Below are 15,686 nucleotides of genomic sequence, written 5' to 3' on the forward strand. Positions count from 1 at the left end.
GAACTCGCCCGGGGGGATCTCGGTCTGGACGAACGCCTTCAGTCCCTGCTCGGCCCAGGTGACGCCGGTCGTCAGGTCGCTGATGTACGCCTGGACGGTCTCCAGGGCGGGGCGGTCACTGGTGTTGGTTGCCGCTCGACGTCGGGGGCACGGGGGTTCTCGAAGAGGCCGAGTTCAAACTTGAGGCGCAGGACCCGTCGTACGGCCTCGTCGATCTGCTTCTCGTCGGTCAGGCCGCGGGCGACCGCCGTCTGGGCCGCCTCGAAGAACTCCGGGGTGGTCATGACGAGGTCGTTGCCGGCGTCGATGGCGCGGGCGGCGGCCTCGACGTCGTCGGCGCAGACCTTCTGTTCCCAGACCATCCGGCCGACGTTGTCCCAGTCGGTCACCAGGGTTCCGGTGAAGCCCCATTCGCCCTTGAGGACGTCGTTGAGCAACCGCTTGCTGGCCGTGATCGGCACGCCGTCGATGGACCGGTAGCCGAGCAGCCGGCCCGGGCGGCCCGTTCGAAGTGCGGCAGGAACCAGGAGCGGAGCTTGCACGGGGTCAGGTCGGCCTCGCTCGCGTCCCGTCCGCCCTGGGTCTCGGAGTAACCGGCGAAGTGTTAGGCGCAGGCGGGGTCGGTCAGGCCGTCGCCCTGGTAGCCAGCCACTATCGGGGCGCCGTCGTTGCGGGGCGGTATGGGTCCGGCCTCCCGGACGACGCCGCCGCGAGCACATGAGCGACACGGTGCAGGCCATCGCCCTGATCCGGCGTACACCGACACCAGGTACTCCCGCACCCGAGCTCGCCCTCCGTGGCCTCAGGTTCGGCGCTGCTTTCGGTATCCGTCCAGGACGTCCTGGCGGAGCAGGAAGCCGAAACCGGCGGAGTCCAGCCGTAGCCCCAACTGATCGTCGCTGAGGCCGAGTTCGGCTGCGGTGTCCGCCAGGTGCCAGTCGTGGGCGGCGAGCCTGCTGAGGAGGTGGCCGCGGCGGACCTGGCTCTCCGACAGGCGAAACGTCTTGAGGTAGGCGATCCGGCCCAAGTCGTCGGTGATGGCCTCGCCGATGTGGTTGCCCTGCTTGGGGCGGAACCGCGGAAGGAAGCGGGAGAGGGTGAAACGCCCCATCCGGTGGACCGACTGCCAGGTGTGCTCCTGCTCCAGCAGTTCGGTCGCCATGGTGGTGTCGTGGAACTGCGCCCAGGTGCGCTCCTGTTCGGTGACCGCCGTGCGCAGCTGGGCCAGGGAGCGGATCTCCGTGTCGGGGACGCGGGCTCGGAAATCCTGTACCGGTGGCATCAACAGGGCGTAGTGGTGGATGAGTTCGCCGTACAGGTCCTGAAGGAGCGACGCGTGCAGCGCCCGGTAGTCGTCGGGATGCGGGACTATGAACGCGGCGGCCAACGCGTCCGAGACGTAGACCATCACGCCGCACTGACCGGGGTGGATCTCGAAGACGCGCAACGCGTCGGCGAGGCCGCGCACTTCGGCGCCCGCGTAGGCCTCCTCGACGCGCGGGGAGAGGCCTTGGCGGATCGCGCGCTGGGACCATTCCTCCCAGGCGATCGTGGGGCCGCCGAAGTGCAGTGCCAGGTAGCCCTCCAGCGCGAGGTGCATGGGGAGGAACCGCAAGCGGTGCTTGGCCTCGCGGCGGGCCATTCTGCGGTGGATGCGCAGGCCCATCGTGGCGGTCGGCAACGAGTCGACGTCGGCGGAGAGTTGGGTGCCGTACGCCGCTGCCGGTGTGCCGTCGCCGGTCCAGGTGGCGACGAAGCCGTGCGGGACGTAGGAGATGTAGGCGTGCCGCGGTGCGATCTCGACGAGGCCGAGCGTGTCCTCGTAGAGCCGTGCGTTCAGGCGGAGGTCGACTACGGGCTCGTCGCGTACGAGCGGTACGAGGCGGACGCCGCCCCAGATCTGGGAGGGGCGGGTGGTCAGGCCGGTGAGGTCGAGTGTGGTCATCGCGACCGCTCCTGGTGGGTGGCGTCGAGCATGCGGGTCGCCCGGGTGTCCATGTAGGTGATGAGTTCGGCGAGCCCGGTCCGGCCTTCCGCGAACTGGGCGAGTTCCACCAGCGCGGGAAGGTCCTCGGCGTCGCGGACACCGGCGGTGGGCACCGTCGGGGACAGTCGGCGTACGTCGAAGTCGGCAGCGTCGTAGACCGGGTTGAGGTGCACGATGCTGGTGCGGCGCTCGGGGTCGAGCCGGGTCCTGAAGACGCGCAGCACCTCACCGGCCAGGCCGGGAGGTGCGTTGTCCCAGCCGTCGGAGACGATCACCAGTCGGGACGGCGCGGTGTCCAGCGCGTCAAGGATGCGGCGGCCCAACGGCGTCGGCCCGTACGGACGGGCCAGTAGCGCGTCGGTCCGCCCGGACGTCCACAGCCCGGTGTAGTCGTCGGCGAGGGCCGCGAGGAGATGGTGGCAGGCCAGGGCGACGGCCAGTGGCCGACGTCGCTTGTGCACCGAACCGAAGGTGGAGAAGCTGTCGTCCAGTACGGCGGTGACCTTGCCCCAGCTTCCCCGGTGCGGTCCGGCGACCCGGCCGGCGGCCGATTCCAGGGCGTGGGTCAACTCGGCGCGTCGGCGCACACGTTCCTCGACCGGCAGGGAGAGCACATAGGTCGCCAACCGGGTCAGCGGCATCCTGGTCAGGTCCGCCGGTGTCCCGGTGGCGCCGATCCGGTGCGCGGAGTCCCGCAGCCGCAGGGTCTCCAGGCGGGTCATCCGCGGGGCGATGCGCTCCAGGAACACCTTCCGGGAAATGCCGTGCTTGGCGGCGAAGCCCTCGGCGGCCGTGTACGGCAGCTCGTACAGTGCGGCCTGCTCGTAGTGCGCGCGCCGCCAGGTCTCCAGGAGGGGTGTCTCGTAGCGCTTGCGGGTCAGCGGCGCGAACACGAACGCCCCCAACTCCTTGGTGGCGGGAGCGAGATGGGCGTGGCGAAGGGCTCGCTTGAGGCCGCCGCGGTACTTCACGGCGTCGAACGCCGCATCCGGGCGGGCGGACAGCCAGTCGCGCATGATCGCGCGGGTGCGACGGTTGTTCACCCGGGCCCGGCGCAGGGCGTCGAACAGCCCGTACACACGCTGCGGCGGCAGTGTCGCCAGCCGGGCTGCGATCAACCGGCCCTCGCTGCGCCGCTGTTCGGCGGTGGCCTCACCGCTGGTCTCCAGCAGGTGCCGGATGACGAGGACCGCGTTGTGGTCGTTGATGTCGAGCGCGAGCACCCCGGCGTACAGGTCACGGTAGTTCCCCAGCATGTACGCGTGGAGGAAGTCCAACGACAGTCGCTGCTCGCCCGCGTCGCTGTGGAACTCGCGCTGGCCGGTGGAGGTGATCGCCGCGTTGACGAAGAGCAGGACGTCGTCGGCCGCGATGAGGTCCCCGTACGAATCCATCCGACTCCTCCCCCGTCGTCCCCCGTAGATGTGGACGCCGGCCGGGGAATGGGGGCACGAGCTGCGAATCATTGCTTCATAGGCAGGTTCCGGAAGTCGCACCGGAGTCCCGCGGCCGGCCCCAGGACCGTAACAGAGCAGGCCACAAGCCCTCCACCGACTTTGCGCGCGCGTCGGCGCGTCCACATTGCCGGTCGGCAGCTCGCCGCACAAGCCGTCGAAACTAGGGTGTCCTGGTGACTGTTGTTGAAGCTGTGGCACATGTACGAGTCGGTGTCGGGCGGAGTGTCGGGCGGTTGGTCTGCCATCCGCGGCTTCCTCTCGTCGCCGGCCTGGAGTCGGAACGTCCGGTGGTCCACATCTGGGACTGCGGCGCGGGCGGGTTGCGCGAACTCGCCTCTGTCGCCGTCGAGTCGAGTGGATACGACGAAGCCGTCGGCCAGGACGGGTCGCCGGAGAGTCCGGCTGTGGCATGGCATCCGCACGAGCCGCAGCTCATGGTGGCGGGCGAGGGCAGGGTGGTGCAGTGGTCCCCGGCCGGGCCCGCCGAACTGAACGGGCCTCCCCCTACTGCCTGTTACCGCAGTCTGGCGTTCAGTCCGGACGGTCGGACGTTGTGGGCGACGCCGTCGTCGGGCGACGAGGACAGCCCGTGGGACAGCTCCGACGTCCTCAATCTGCTTTCGGGGACGGTCAGTTCCGGCCCGCGCTGGGACACCGGGATCGTGGAGCATCCCGGCGGCGGACTGGTGGCCACGCTCCGCAGCGATCAGGGCGCGACCTACGTACTCTTCGCACAGGTCGATCACGAAGCCGCGCCCGGCGCCGTGATGCGGGTACTGCGCCGGGCGTTGATCCTGGACGTCGACGGGTACGAGCCGCCGGTCTTCAGCGCGGACGGACGCCACTTCGCCGTTCGGGGCAACGCGTACGACAACTCGCTGGAGGTGTTCGCGTTTCCTTCGCTGCGCCGCGTGCTGGCGACGACTCTCGGCGAGCCCAGCCCGGGTTACCCCTACCCGCAGGAGTGGCTCGACCGGATGCGCGCCTGGTCACGACAGAACATCGCGTTCGGAGCCCAGCCCGGCGTGCTCTGGGTCGGAACGCCCACCGGGACGCTCATCGAGGTCGACCTCGAAACGGAGGCCGCGGCCGTGCACGACGTGCCGGCCGGCTCCCCGGTGTCCGGGCTGGGCACCACGGCGGCGGGCGAACTCGTCGTCGCCGGCGCGGGAGGCGACCTTGTCCTCCTGTCCGTGCGCGGCGACTCCCCGAAGACCCAGGGCCCGGACCCCGATACGGCGAAGGCTGCGGTCGCAGCGTTCCTGGACGCCACCTCCGAGGTTCCGGAGGTGCCTGATGGCGACGACCTGGAGAACCACCTCGTCGTGACCGACGGGACCCGCACCTGGGACTCGGACGATCTGGCGACAGTGACCACCGCGACGGCAGCGGACCCGACCTGGCTGCGACTCCAAGCAGCGATCAACACTGCACGCGATCAGGGCAATTGACCGCCGCGTTCGCCCAACCCTGACGGTCGGCAAAGGCCGTTGCCCACTCCTCCAGGATGGGTTCATGGATCAGATCCTCCAGCAACTACCGGCCACGTTCTGGACCGTCCCGTACGTCGGCGCCCGGTTTCCGGGGTCCCGCGCGGTGGCCGATCGTCCCGGCCTCGCGCTGGGCGCGAACTGCCAACTGTTCGCCTTCGAGGTGCTTCGGCACTTCGATCTGGCTCCGCCTGCTCTGCGTTCGAGTGAGCTGTGGACCGATACGCGGTCCACGGTCCGCGTATCGGTTGCCCAGCCGCTCGACCTGCTGCTGTTCAACGCGGCTGACGATGCCTACGGCGCCCACGTAGGGGTGTGGGTGGACGAGGGACGAGTGCTGCACCTGTGTGCGGAGGCAGGACGCCCGGCCGTCTGGGAGATGGCGGACTTCGCGACACGGGAGCGCTACCGGGTCTTGATCGGCATCAAGCGGGTGATCGCTCGTCAGCCGCCTGGCTGAATCACAGTGCGCGGCCACGCCCGTCACGCGGTAATTTGTCCATGTTTTCGCCCGGCTCCCGCCTTCGGTCCTACAGGCTGTAGGGTTCCGGTAACCCTACAAACTGTAGGGGGGAAGGTGGGACATGTCCGGCAGCGCGTACGCCACACTCGCCGGGACACGACGGCCGGGAACGCCGACCGCGTCCCGCCGCTCGGAGTACCTCCTCGCGGTCGTGGCGGGAGTCTTCACCCTGGCCCAACTGGTCCTCGTACGACCAGGGTTGGGCCTCGGCTGGGACGAGACCGTGTACGTCAGCCAGCTCAGCGCGCACGCCCCCGCGGCCTTCTTCAGCGCACCCCGGGCCCGTGGCATCTCCCTCCTGGTCGCCCCCATCACCTCCTGGTCCTCGTCCACCACCCTGCTGCGCGTCTACCTCGCCGCCCTGTCCGGCCTGGCCCTCTTCCTCGCCCTCCGCACCTGGCGCGCCCTGTTCCCCGCCCGCGTCCTCGCCCTGGCAGGCGCCCTTTTCGCGTCCCTCTGGGTGACGCTCTTCTACGGCCCGCAGGCCATGCCCAACTACTGGGTCGCCGTGGGCGCCCTGGCCGCCGTGGGCTGCTTCCTGCGCGCCCGAGCCGACCACTCCGACCGGGCGGCGCTGTGGGGCCTGGCGGCGAGCGCGTCCCTGATGGCGTGGATGCGCCCCACGGACGCGGTGTGGGTGACGCTGCCCCTGCTCGTCCTCCTGATGGCTGCCCGCCGCTGGCGCCTGCTCGCCGTCCTCCTCGCCGGGCTCGCGTCCGGCGCCGTGGAGTGGGTGATCGAGGCATACGTCAGCTACGGCGGCCTGACACAGCGGCTGCACGCCGCCTCGGCCATCGAGGGCGGCCTGGGCTGGCACGTCGCGGTCTTCGACCAGCTGCGCAGCCAGGGCGGACGCGCGCTGTGCCGCCCCTGCACCGGAGCGATGCCCAACCCGGCGGTCGACGTCTGGTGGCTGGTCCTGCCCGTGCTCGCCGTGGTCGGACTGGTCGTCGCGGTCCGCGCACGGCGCACGACGCCCACCCTCGTCCCGTTCGCCTGCGCTGCGACGGCCGCGTTCCCGTACCTGTTCATGATCGGATACGCGGCTCCGCGCTTCCTGCTGCCCGCCTACGCGCTGGTCGCGATCCCGGTCGCCGGCGGACTGCTCCACCTGGTCACCAGACCGACCGGGGCATGGCGGCGGGTCGCGGTGACCCTGCTCGCGGTCGGCCTCGCCGGGCATCTGGCGGTCCAACTCACCGTCCTGGAACGCACGGTGAGCCGTACGAACGTCCAGCACGACGACTGGTCCCGCACCGCCGCCGAACTCCACCGCCTCGGCGTCAGCAAGCCCTGCCTGCTCACCGGCCAGGACGCCATCCCGATCGCCTTCTACACCGGCTGCGCCTCCGCCGCGACCCAGGGCCACAATGCCAACTCGTCCCGCACGATCATCGACCGCACGGCAAGCCGGATGCCGGTCGCCGACATCACTCCGGCCGGCAGCCGTCCACCCGCGTACGCCCACGACTGGCCCGTTCACCGCTACGGCGCGCTGGACCTGCGCGTGGCGCCGGATGCGGGGAAGGGGGGTGGCGCATGACGGCACGGTTCGTCTTTGCCACGGACGCCATGTGCAGTCGTCGAGCATGTGGGTGGACCCCGGCGACGGGCAAGGGCGGCAACGCATGACAGCACCGCCCGACCTCACCGCGACGACGCCCACCACCACCCGCCGCCGACGTGCCTACTGGCAGACCGCGCTGACGGTCGGCGTACTCGTGGCCGTGGCCTGTCTGGTTCGGCGGCACTGGCCTGTGCTCGCGACCGGCGCCGGGCGGCTTGCCGTCGCCGACCAGGGCTGGCTGATGGTGGCCGCGACGGCCGCGCTCGGGACATGGGTGTGCTCGGCGCTCGCACAGCAGGGGGCGGTGCCTCAACGGCTGCCCGGCAGACGGCTGGTGGCCGCGCAGCTCGCCGCGTCCGCCGCCAACCATGTGCTGCCCGCCGGGCTCGGCGCCGGTGCCGTCAACCTGCGCTTTCTGATGCGCTGCGGGCTGCCGGTCGGCCGCTCGGCCAGCGCCCTCGCCGTCAAGGCGACCGCCGGCGTGGTCGTCCGGGTCGTGCTCATCGGCGTCCTCGCCTCGGTCTGCCCGGGCGTGCTGCGCGTCCCGCACATCTCCGTGGGCGTGCTGGGCGTCGTACTCGCGGTCGTCGTGCTCGTGGCCGTACTGCTCAACTGCCCCCTGTGGCCCCGGTGTCGGCGTGCCCTCGCGGCGGTGCTGACCGATATCCGGGCCGTGCATGCCCGCCCGCACCGGGCGGCGGCCCTGTGGGGAGGCTCGCTCGCCTTCGCCGCGCTGCACTCCCTCGTGCTGATCTGTGTCACCCAGGCCGTCGAACTGCCGCTGTCCCCGGCCCGGGTGGCGCTGCTGTACCTCGCCGCCAGCAGCGCCGCCGCCCTGCTGCCCACCCCGGGCGGCATCGGTTCTCTCGACGCCGCCCTGGTCTTCGCCCTCACCGCCTCCGGAACCACGGCGGTGGCCGCGGCCTCCGTCGTCCTCGGATACCGGCTGCTCACCATGTGGCTGCCGCTGATTCCAGGGCTGTTGGTGCTCGGGGTGCTGGTCCGTCGTAGGGACCTCTGACCTCAACCGGTGTTTCCCGCCCGGCCGGTTCAGGTAGGACTCCGTTGTTGACCCACGGGCGAGGGGGAGTTGCATGGCGTGGAACGAGACCGACGGCCGGTTGGGTGAGGAGTTCTTCACTCCCGGCAACTCGTCCTTCACCGAGTTCCTGACGGCACACCGACCCGCGCTGCTGCCCACCCGCCGCCCCTTCCCGGAGGGTGTCCGGGCCGGCGCTGACCAATTCCCGCACGGCACAACGGTGTTGGCCCTCTCCTACCGAGACGGCGTGTTGATCGCCGGCGACCGCAGGGCCACGATGGGCAACGTCATCGCGCAACGCGACCTGGAGAAGGTGCACCCCGCGGACGACTACACCGCGGTCGCCTTCGCCGGCACGGTCGGGCTCGCGGTGGACATGGTGAAGCTGTACCAGGTCGAGCTGACGCACTTCGAGAAGATCGAGGGCATCCCGATGACCCTCAACGCGAAGGCCACCCGCCTCGCCGGCCTCATCCGGCAGAACCTCGGCCAGGCCATGCAGGGCCTCGCCGTCGTACCGCTGCTCGTCGGCTACGACCCCGCCGCCCCCGAAGGCGCCAAGGGCCGTATCTTCACCTTCGACGTCGTCGGTGGCACCTACGAGAAGCCGGACTTCCACGCCGAGGGCTCCGGCTCCCCGTACGCCAGAGGTTCGCTCAAGAAGCTGTTCCACAAGGGCATGTCCCGGCGTGACGCCGCCCTTGCCGCACTTCAGGCCCTGTACGACGCGGCCGACGACGACTCGGCGACCGGCGGCCCGGACATCAACCGCCGTATCTTCCCCATCGTGTCGGTGATCACCGAGGACGGATTCGAGCGGTTGCCGGAGCCGGAGACCGAGTCCCTGACCCGCGAGATGGTCGAACAGCGCCACAACCACCCGGACGGGCCTACCGTCGCCCCCTGAGCGGTAGAATTGACCGCCGTGACCGACGAGCAGATCCGCTTCGACCGGACGCTGGCCGCGTGGGAACGCATCGAGACATGGCTGCTCAGTCATGCGCCGCGGTCCCATGCCGCACTCCCGGGCCCCGCCGAACGTTCCGTCATCGAGGCCGCGGAGGAGGCCATGGGGCCTCTGCCGCCGGAGCTGCGCGCGCTGTGGGGCCTGCACAACGGAACCGACTGGGACGGCCCGGGCCGCCTCAGAATCCTGAAGGACTACGACGTGTTCCCGGTCGCCGACGCCGTCTGGTGCCACGAGAGCGTACTGGCGGTGCTGCTCGACGCCAACGACATGGGCACCCGTCCGTGGATCCCCGCATGCGCCACGGAAACGGATGAACCGCATCTGTGGAATTTCGTCGACACCACAACCGGCCGCCTCGGCTGGAACGTCCACGCGGGGGCGTTCACGGAACCGGACGAGTCCGGTGACACGTTCGTCGGCTGGCTGGAGGGCATCGCGGCCGAGCTGGAGAGGGGACCAGCAGGATCAGGGCAGCATCCCGGCGTCATTGACGGGTGGCTGACCTGGAACGAGGGACGTCATCACTTTCCCGGGTGACCGGATCCCCTCCGCGAGTACGGAGGGGATCCGCAGCCCGTGTCAGCTCACCGTCAGTTCGTGGCCATGGTGCACTTGACCGACCTGACCCCTTCCGTGCACTGACCGGAAAGGCCGGTGTCGAGCCAGTACGCGTCCTTGCCCATGAGCCTCATGTTCTTTATGAATCCGCCGAACTGGCTCATCGACCCGCTGTTCTGCTGTCCGGAGATCGACGAACGCCCGCACACCTCCGTCCACAACGGGGCGTAGCCTCCGATGTTGTACAGGTGGATCGCACCATCGCCCGCCTTCGTCGCGTAGGTCTGCAAGCACTCGCTGCCGGAGTACACCGGGTTGAGTCCGCCCGAGGACGCGGCAAGCCCGCCGCTGTTGTACGTGGCGTTGAAGGCGAACTCGTCGCAGTTCAGTCGGTCCGTCGCACTGTTCAACGCGCTGGAGTCGCCGTTGGTGGCAGCCCAGCCCTTCTCGTCGCAGATCACGTCCCGGTTCTCGTCGTCCTCGTCCGACTTGCCGCCGGGCAGGTAGTAGAGCGGTTTGTTCGCGGACCTGAGCCCCGGGTGGTTCGGCGCCTTGTGCTGGAGCAGCCAGGCGTGCGCGGCGGCCTGCGGATATCTGCCCGCGTTGAACGTGTAGGTCGGCGCGTAGTTGACGAAGACGCAGCCTCCGGTGGTGCTGAAGACGGTGTCGCAGCGGACCTGGTCGAGGTCGGAGGGATTGTCCAGGCTCCACTGGTAGCCGACGGTCTGGATGTTGATACTGCCGTCGGCGGGGTCCAGGATGGCGTTGATCTGTACGTCGGGCTTGAACGTGTAGGACTTGTCCGCGACGGAGTCGTCCCACAGGTAGCCCGTGGTGATCGACGCCTCGTGGGTGTCGCCAGGCCCCCAGTCGGGTGCTCCGTGCCAGGCACTGGGATCGGCCTCGACCGGGCGGCACGGGCTGGCGCACAGGTGCTTGTAGATGCCGAGCTGGATCCGTGCGAAGTCCAGCGGGATCGACAGCGGCTTGATCGTGAGGTGTTCGGTGAAGCTGTTGACACCGTCCAGCGCTATCTCCCGTTGGAACCGGAAGGTCGCCGTCGCCCGTGTCTGCCCGTCCACTCGGAGATACGCGGGAACGACTCGGTTCTCGCATTCCGTGAACCGGGTGGCCCGCGCGACCAGCGCGTAGTCGTCACACCAGTCGCCGAGGTAGCGCGGCGAGAGTTCCCTCTCCGTGCCGGCGGGATACTCGGACAGCGCCGGACCCCAGCAGACCTGCCGGCCGTCCTGCTCGGGCCCACAGTGCGACGTGGTCTCCGCCTTCGCGGTCGCGCGTGCGGCCGAGCCGGTGTCGGTCGCGAGAGGAGGTGTCACCAGCTCCCTCGGCACCTGGTTCACCTGGTCGGGATTGGGGTTCGTGGAGTCCGCGTCCGGCAACTTGAGGTCGACGGACGGACCGTCGGGCAGATCGTAGTCGCCGGGCACGAACGCGACGGCGTCGTAGGCGACGTCGTTGTCCGCCGTCCCGATGTTGTTCGAGTTGGTGAGGCTGACCTGCGGTGTCTTGTCGTTGAAACGATAGGCACCGAGAGAGACCCACTCGTTGTGTTCATGGGCGTACTGGTTGATCGTCTTCCTCACCGTGCCGTAAGCGGTGCCGATCTCGTAGATGCCCTGCCTGGTCTGTGCCCCGGTGTCGGGGACGTGGACGAAGATCTCCGCCTGTTTCTGGGAGACCGGCCCGTTCAACGACCAGGGTTTCCGGCGGCGGCGATCACCCCGTCCTCGGTGGGGACGGCGGAGGTGATCTCACCCTTGGCGGTGGTGTCGGCTACCGTCGTGCCCTTGGTGCCCACCGTGACCAGGTGCGTCTTGGTGTCGCTCAGCGCGGTGAAGACGGCGGTGTGCGTCGCCGGACTGCACGTGGGGTCGAAGTAGGCGAGGGACGCGGTGAACGGCAGTTTGGTGACGCTTCCGTCGTCCAGGTTCACGATCGCGGTGAACGCGCCGCCCATCATCAGGTCGGGCTTGTTGGTGAAGGTGCGGGGAGCGTAGGCGACGGCCGCGTGATGGTCGTCCATGACACAGCTGTTGCCGATCCAGGTGTCGGCCGGAAGCTGAGGCTCACTCAGGACGGCGGCCGTCCTCCAGACATAGGCGTTCTTGCTGTCGGCGACGAGGAGGTGCAGGCCGTCGCTGTCGGCGACGGCGGTCACGGCCCGGTCGTCGGCGGTCTTCCACCCGTGGCCGAGGGTCTGGTCAGGGTTCTTGACGCCTTCCCCGGGGGTGCTGCTGGACGGTGTCGAGGCGGGCTCGGGAGAGGGCTGGGCGGTTGCGGGTTGGGCGGATATGAGCCCCGCAAGGGCCGCGGTGACGGCGAGGACCGTCACCGCGGTTCTTCTGGAACCGGATGCCACCTGTATTCCTCATCTCTTCTCTGCACGGGCGGTACGAACGGACATCGTTGTCGCTGGAAGGGACGGCGCTCGGGCTCTCGAAGCCGGCTTCGGCGTGATCGCGGTCCGGGGGAGGGGAGGCGGCTCGTCACCCGAGATGATCGCGGTGTCGTACGGCGTCGGGCGCGAGCGCAGGTCCGCGGACGGTCCTTGCCCGATGGTGCGTCGGCCGTGCGGAAGGGCATCCCGATGGGCACGTCCAACGGACCTCTACGCCGCGGCGGTTGAGCAGAATTCCTGGACGCCCGAAGGGCGCGGGTGAGCGGCCTCGACGCACCGGGGAACGGGCGCGAGACCGCCTCTCAACAGGAGCCACCGACCGGGTGGATGTCTTCCGGCGCCTTCGGGAACTCTCCGGAAGGCCCGTCAGTCGCAGGGGAAGACGTAGCTGGACTTGTAGTTGATGTAGAGGCTGGACGAGGTCGCCCCCATCTTCGCGGTCACGGGGGCGCAGGCGAAGCTGGAGACGTACACCGGGCCCGCGTACTCGCTGAATTTGCCCGAATCCGTGTCGCAGGCGGTGCCGTCGACTTTGCAGACCCGGAGATACATGTACTGCGAGGAGCCGACGTTGTTGTCGAGGATGGCGCAGCCCTTGCCGCTGTTCTCGTAGGAGAACAGCGTTGCCAGGCGCTCGCTGGGGTCGACACCCACGGGCAGGGGAATCCCCTTGGCCAGCGTGTAGCCGGTTCCGCAGACGTTGGCGGCGGCCACGGCGGCCGACGGGTCCGCTCGGGCGAGGGCGACCGTTTCGGCGTCGGCGCTCGCCGAGATCGGTACGGACGTGCCGTCCGCGGCGACGGCTTGGGGCGCGGCGAGGACGGCGGCGATCAGCGCGGTGGCCGAGGCGGAGACGCGCACAGCCATTCGTAGCATGGTCATGTCAAGTGGTCGCTTTCGTGGGGGGCTGGAAAGAGTGGTCATGAAGTGAGGCGATTTCCTCAAGCGCCTGATCACGGTAGTTGCGTTGTGAACAGGGGTGAGGGGTGCGGGCGAGGTATGACTCAAATGACCGGCCCGGAAGCGCTCTCAAGCGGAAGGGTGGACGCGAGAGAGGCGAGGCCACAGGGGCGCAGGAGGCGCGGTGCGGATGCGGTGAAACGGAAGCACTGATGAGAGACCGGGCAGCGCGCCGGAATGGCCTATTTTCAGTGATCGTCGGCCATGGGCCTGCGGCCGGAGCTGAATCGCCCCCCGGGCCCTGCCCCTTGTGCGGCGGCGGGTCTCCGGGGGGCGGGGAGGGTGTAGCGCGGTGGGTGCACCATTGGCCCTTGTGGGTCCGAGCCGGCCGCCCGGTTCAGAAGGCGTGCCTCACCAGCTCCGTGAACAGGACGACTACTCCTTCCCTGTGCGAGACCGGTGACCGCGGCATCGGTCAGCAGGCGGGAGCCGGGTTGCCGTAGTAAGCGTCCGGGCCGTGTTTCCGGGTGTAGTGGCGGGCCAGCAGGTGCGGGGGCGGTGGGGCCGTGGGGGACAGTGCCAGGGTGTTGATGGCCATCTCGGCCACGGCCTCGCAGATGATGGCGTGTTCCAGGGACTTGCGGGCCGTGCTGCCCCAGGTGAAGGGGCCGTGGTTGGCGACCAGGGCGGCCGGGACCTCGGACGCCCGCCGGTCGTCGCTCTCCAGCAGGTCGACGATCACGCGGCCGGTGTTGTACTCGTAGTCCTTCGCGCACTGGTCGGCCGTGAGGTCGGGGGTGCAGGGGACCGGCCCGTTGAAGGTGTCGGCGTGGGTGGTGCCCAGGACCGGTATGTCGCGGCGGGCCTGCGCGAAGGCCACGGCGTGGGTGGAGTGGGTGTGGGTGACGCCGCCGATGGACGGGAACGCCAGGTAGAGGCAGCGGTGGGTCTCGGTGTCGGTGGACGGGCGCAGGTCGCCGCCGACGACCTTGCCGTCGGACAGCCGGACCGTCACCAGGTGGTCGAGGGCGAGATCCTCGTAGGGCACCCCTGAGGGCTTGATGACGAAGACCCCCGCCTCGCGGTCGACTCCGCTCACATTGCCCCAGGTCAGCGTCGCCAGACCGACCTGGGGGATGGTCAGGTTGGCGTCCAGTACCTCTTGCCGCAGGCCGTCACGGACTCGCGCGGTCATCGGTGCTCTCCTTGCGGATCGATCAGGATCACGGGTGTCACAGGGCCTGGGCGAGCCGGTGGTAGGCGGCGTTCCAGCGGATCTCCTTGGTGAACTGCCCGGTGCTGGTGGTCTCGTCGATGGTGAGCAGCTCCACGCCGGCCATGGCCGCGTAGTCGGTCAGGGTCTCGGTGTCGACGGCGGAGCTGAGCACGGTGTGGTGCGGGGCACCCGCGAGCAGCCAGCTCTCGGCGGACTCCGCGAGAGAGGGGCGCGGCTTCCATACGGCCCTTGCCACCGGGAGGCGGTGCAGGGGCTCGCTGGGCGTGACGACGTCGACGATGTTGGCGGTGAGCCGGAAGCGGTCGCCGAGGTCGGAGAGGCCGACGACCACGGCGGGGCCCGGGGCCGCGTTGAAGACGAGGCGGACCGGGTCCTCACGGCCGCCGATGGACAGGGGGTGGATCTCGCAACTCGGGCGGTCGGCCGCGATCGAGGGGCAGACCTCCAGCATGTGGGCGCCCAGAATGCGCGGGGTGCCCGGGCCGAGGTGGTAGGTGTAATCCTCCATGAAGGAGGTGCCGCCGGGGCGGCCGGTACCCATGACCTTCAACGTGCGCAGCAGCGCCGAGGTCTTCCAGTCGCCCTCACCGCCGAAGCCGTAGCCGTCGGCCATCAGGCGCTGCACGGCGAGACCGGGCAACTGGCGCAGCCCGCCCAGGTCTTCGAAGTTGGTGGTGAAGGCGGTGAAGCCGCCCTCGGTGAGGAAGGTGCGCAGTCCGATCTCCTGGCGGGCCGCGTACACGAGGGAGTCGTGGCGGATACCGCCGGGGCGCAGCGCCGGGACCACGTCGTACAACTCGACGTATTCGGTGGCCAGTTGGGCGGCCTCCTTGTCCTCGACCTCGTCGACGACGGCCACCAGGTCGTTGACCGCGTACGTGTTCACCGAGTAGCCGAACCGCAGTTGGGCCTCGACCTTGTCGCCCTCCGTCACCGCGACGTCGCGCATGTTGTCGCCGAAGCGGGCGAGGCGCAGGGTGCGTGAGGCGTGCCGGCCGACGGCGGCCCGGGCCCAGGCCGCGACCCGTCGCACGACCCTCGGATCGGTGGCGTGACCGGCGACGACCTTGCGGTCGATGCCGAGGCGGGACTCGATGTGCCCGAACTCCCGGTCGCCGTGGGCGGCTTGGTTGAGGTTCATGAAGTCCATGTCGATGCTGGGCCAGGGCAGTGACAGGTTGTACTGGGTGTGCAGGTGCAGCAACGGCCGGTCCAGGGCGCTGAGTCCGGCGATCCACATCTTGGCCGGCGAGAACGTGTGCATCCACACGATCACGCCCACACAGGTGTCGGAGGCGCTCGCCTCCTGGCACAGCCGGCGGATCGCGTCGGCGTCGGTGAGCACCGGCTTCCACACGATCCGGACCGGGATCTTTCCGGGGCCGCCGAGGATCTCGGCGATGCTCCGGGACTGTTCGGCGACCTGGTGCAGGATGTCGTCGCCGTACAGGCCCTGGCTGCCGGTGAGAAACCAGATCTCCTGGTCGGGGTAGGGCGTGGCGTTGGTGTCCATGAGGGTTCCTTTCAAAGGGAGTT

The 15,686-nt window shown here is 69.5% G+C and carries 13 protein-coding genes and 1 pseudogene; 6 read left to right on the top strand and 8 right to left on the bottom strand.

The window, feature by feature from the left end; translation table 11 throughout:
* Positions 1-128: 128 nt before the first annotated feature.
* The 3 genes and pseudogenes from OO70_RS00350 to OO70_RS00360 form a co-directional block, all read right to left on the bottom strand.
* Positions 129-655, bottom strand: a pseudogene (locus OO70_RS00350) (glycoside hydrolase family 3 N-terminal domain-containing protein); the annotation flags it as partial.
* Positions 656-802: 147 nt separating this feature from the next.
* Entirely contained in the window at positions 803-1,945 is a 1,143-nt protein-coding gene (locus OO70_RS00355; RefSeq protein WP_043662396.1) for an ARPP-2 domain-containing protein, read from the bottom strand.
* Entirely contained in the window at positions 1,942-3,381 is a 1,440-nt protein-coding gene (locus OO70_RS00360; protein WP_043662398.1) for a hypothetical protein, read from the bottom strand. The genes OO70_RS00355 and OO70_RS00360 overlap by 4 nt, the downstream gene beginning before the upstream one ends.
* A 350-nt stretch (positions 3,382-3,731) precedes the next feature.
* Between OO70_RS00360 and OO70_RS00365 the strand changes: the two genes are divergently transcribed.
* The 6 genes from OO70_RS00365 (at position 3,732) to OO70_RS51020 (ending at position 9,573) form a co-directional block, all read left to right on the top strand.
* Positions 3,732-4,895: a hypothetical protein gene (locus tag OO70_RS00365; RefSeq protein WP_234336646.1), complete on the top strand. Its 1,164-nt coding sequence runs from the start codon at positions 3,732-3,734 to the stop codon at positions 4,893-4,895.
* Positions 4,896-4,959: 64 nt separating this feature from the next.
* Positions 4,960-5,394: an NlpC/P60 family protein gene (locus tag OO70_RS00370; protein WP_043662401.1), complete on the top strand. Its 435-nt coding sequence runs from the start codon at positions 4,960-4,962 to the stop codon at positions 5,392-5,394.
* A gap of 124 nt (positions 5,395-5,518) precedes the next feature.
* On the top strand, positions 5,519-7,000 hold the full coding sequence (locus OO70_RS00375) for a hypothetical protein (protein ID WP_043662403.1): 1,482 nt from the start codon (positions 5,519-5,521) through the stop codon (positions 6,998-7,000).
* Positions 7,001-7,085: 85 nt separating this feature from the next.
* The gene (locus tag OO70_RS00380) at positions 7,086-8,045 is read left to right on the top strand and encodes a lysylphosphatidylglycerol synthase transmembrane domain-containing protein (protein WP_043663357.1); all 960 of its coding nucleotides are present in this window, start codon (positions 7,086-7,088) and stop codon (positions 8,043-8,045) included.
* 73 nt (positions 8,046-8,118) lie between these two features.
* Positions 8,119-8,973, top strand: a complete 855-nt coding sequence (gene prcB, locus OO70_RS00385) for a proteasome subunit beta (RefSeq protein ID WP_043662405.1) — start codon at positions 8,119-8,121, stop codon at positions 8,971-8,973.
* An 18-nt stretch (positions 8,974-8,991) separates the two neighbouring features.
* Positions 8,992-9,573, top strand: coding sequence for an SMI1/KNR4 family protein (locus tag OO70_RS51020; RefSeq protein WP_158711389.1), 582 nt, complete (start codon positions 8,992-8,994; stop codon positions 9,571-9,573).
* A 53-nt stretch (positions 9,574-9,626) separates the two neighbouring features.
* Here the strand turns inward: OO70_RS51020 and OO70_RS51025 are convergent, their stop codons facing one another.
* The 5 genes from OO70_RS51025 to araA all read right to left on the bottom strand — a co-directional run bounded on the left by OO70_RS51025 (position 9,627) and on the right by araA (position 15,663).
* Positions 9,627-11,306: a hypothetical protein gene (locus OO70_RS51025; RefSeq protein WP_051740401.1), complete on the bottom strand. Its 1,680-nt coding sequence runs from the start codon at positions 11,304-11,306 to the stop codon at positions 9,627-9,629.
* On the bottom strand, positions 11,303-11,974 hold the full coding sequence (locus tag OO70_RS55245) for a hypothetical protein (RefSeq protein WP_199827218.1): 672 nt from the start codon (positions 11,972-11,974) through the stop codon (positions 11,303-11,305). Before OO70_RS55245 ends, OO70_RS51025 begins: the two co-directional genes overlap by 4 nt.
* A gap of 405 nt (positions 11,975-12,379) precedes the next feature.
* The gene (locus OO70_RS00405; protein WP_234336647.1) at positions 12,380-12,880 is read right to left on the bottom strand and encodes a hypothetical protein; all 501 of its coding nucleotides are present in this window, start codon (positions 12,878-12,880) and stop codon (positions 12,380-12,382) included.
* A gap of 508 nt (positions 12,881-13,388) precedes the next feature.
* Positions 13,389-14,108, bottom strand: a complete 720-nt coding sequence (gene araD, locus OO70_RS00410) for an L-ribulose-5-phosphate 4-epimerase AraD (protein WP_043662411.1) — start codon at positions 14,106-14,108, stop codon at positions 13,389-13,391.
* A 37-nt stretch (positions 14,109-14,145) separates the two neighbouring features.
* Positions 14,146-15,663, bottom strand: a complete 1,518-nt coding sequence (gene araA, locus OO70_RS00415) for an L-arabinose isomerase (protein ID WP_043662413.1) — start codon at positions 15,661-15,663, stop codon at positions 14,146-14,148.
* Positions 15,664-15,686: the final 23 nt, after the last annotated feature.

Origin of the sequence: Streptomyces xylophagus (genome assembly GCF_000716435.1) — a bacterium.
Taxonomy (GTDB): Bacteria; Actinomycetota; Actinomycetes; order Streptomycetales; family Streptomycetaceae; genus Streptomyces; species Streptomyces xylophagus.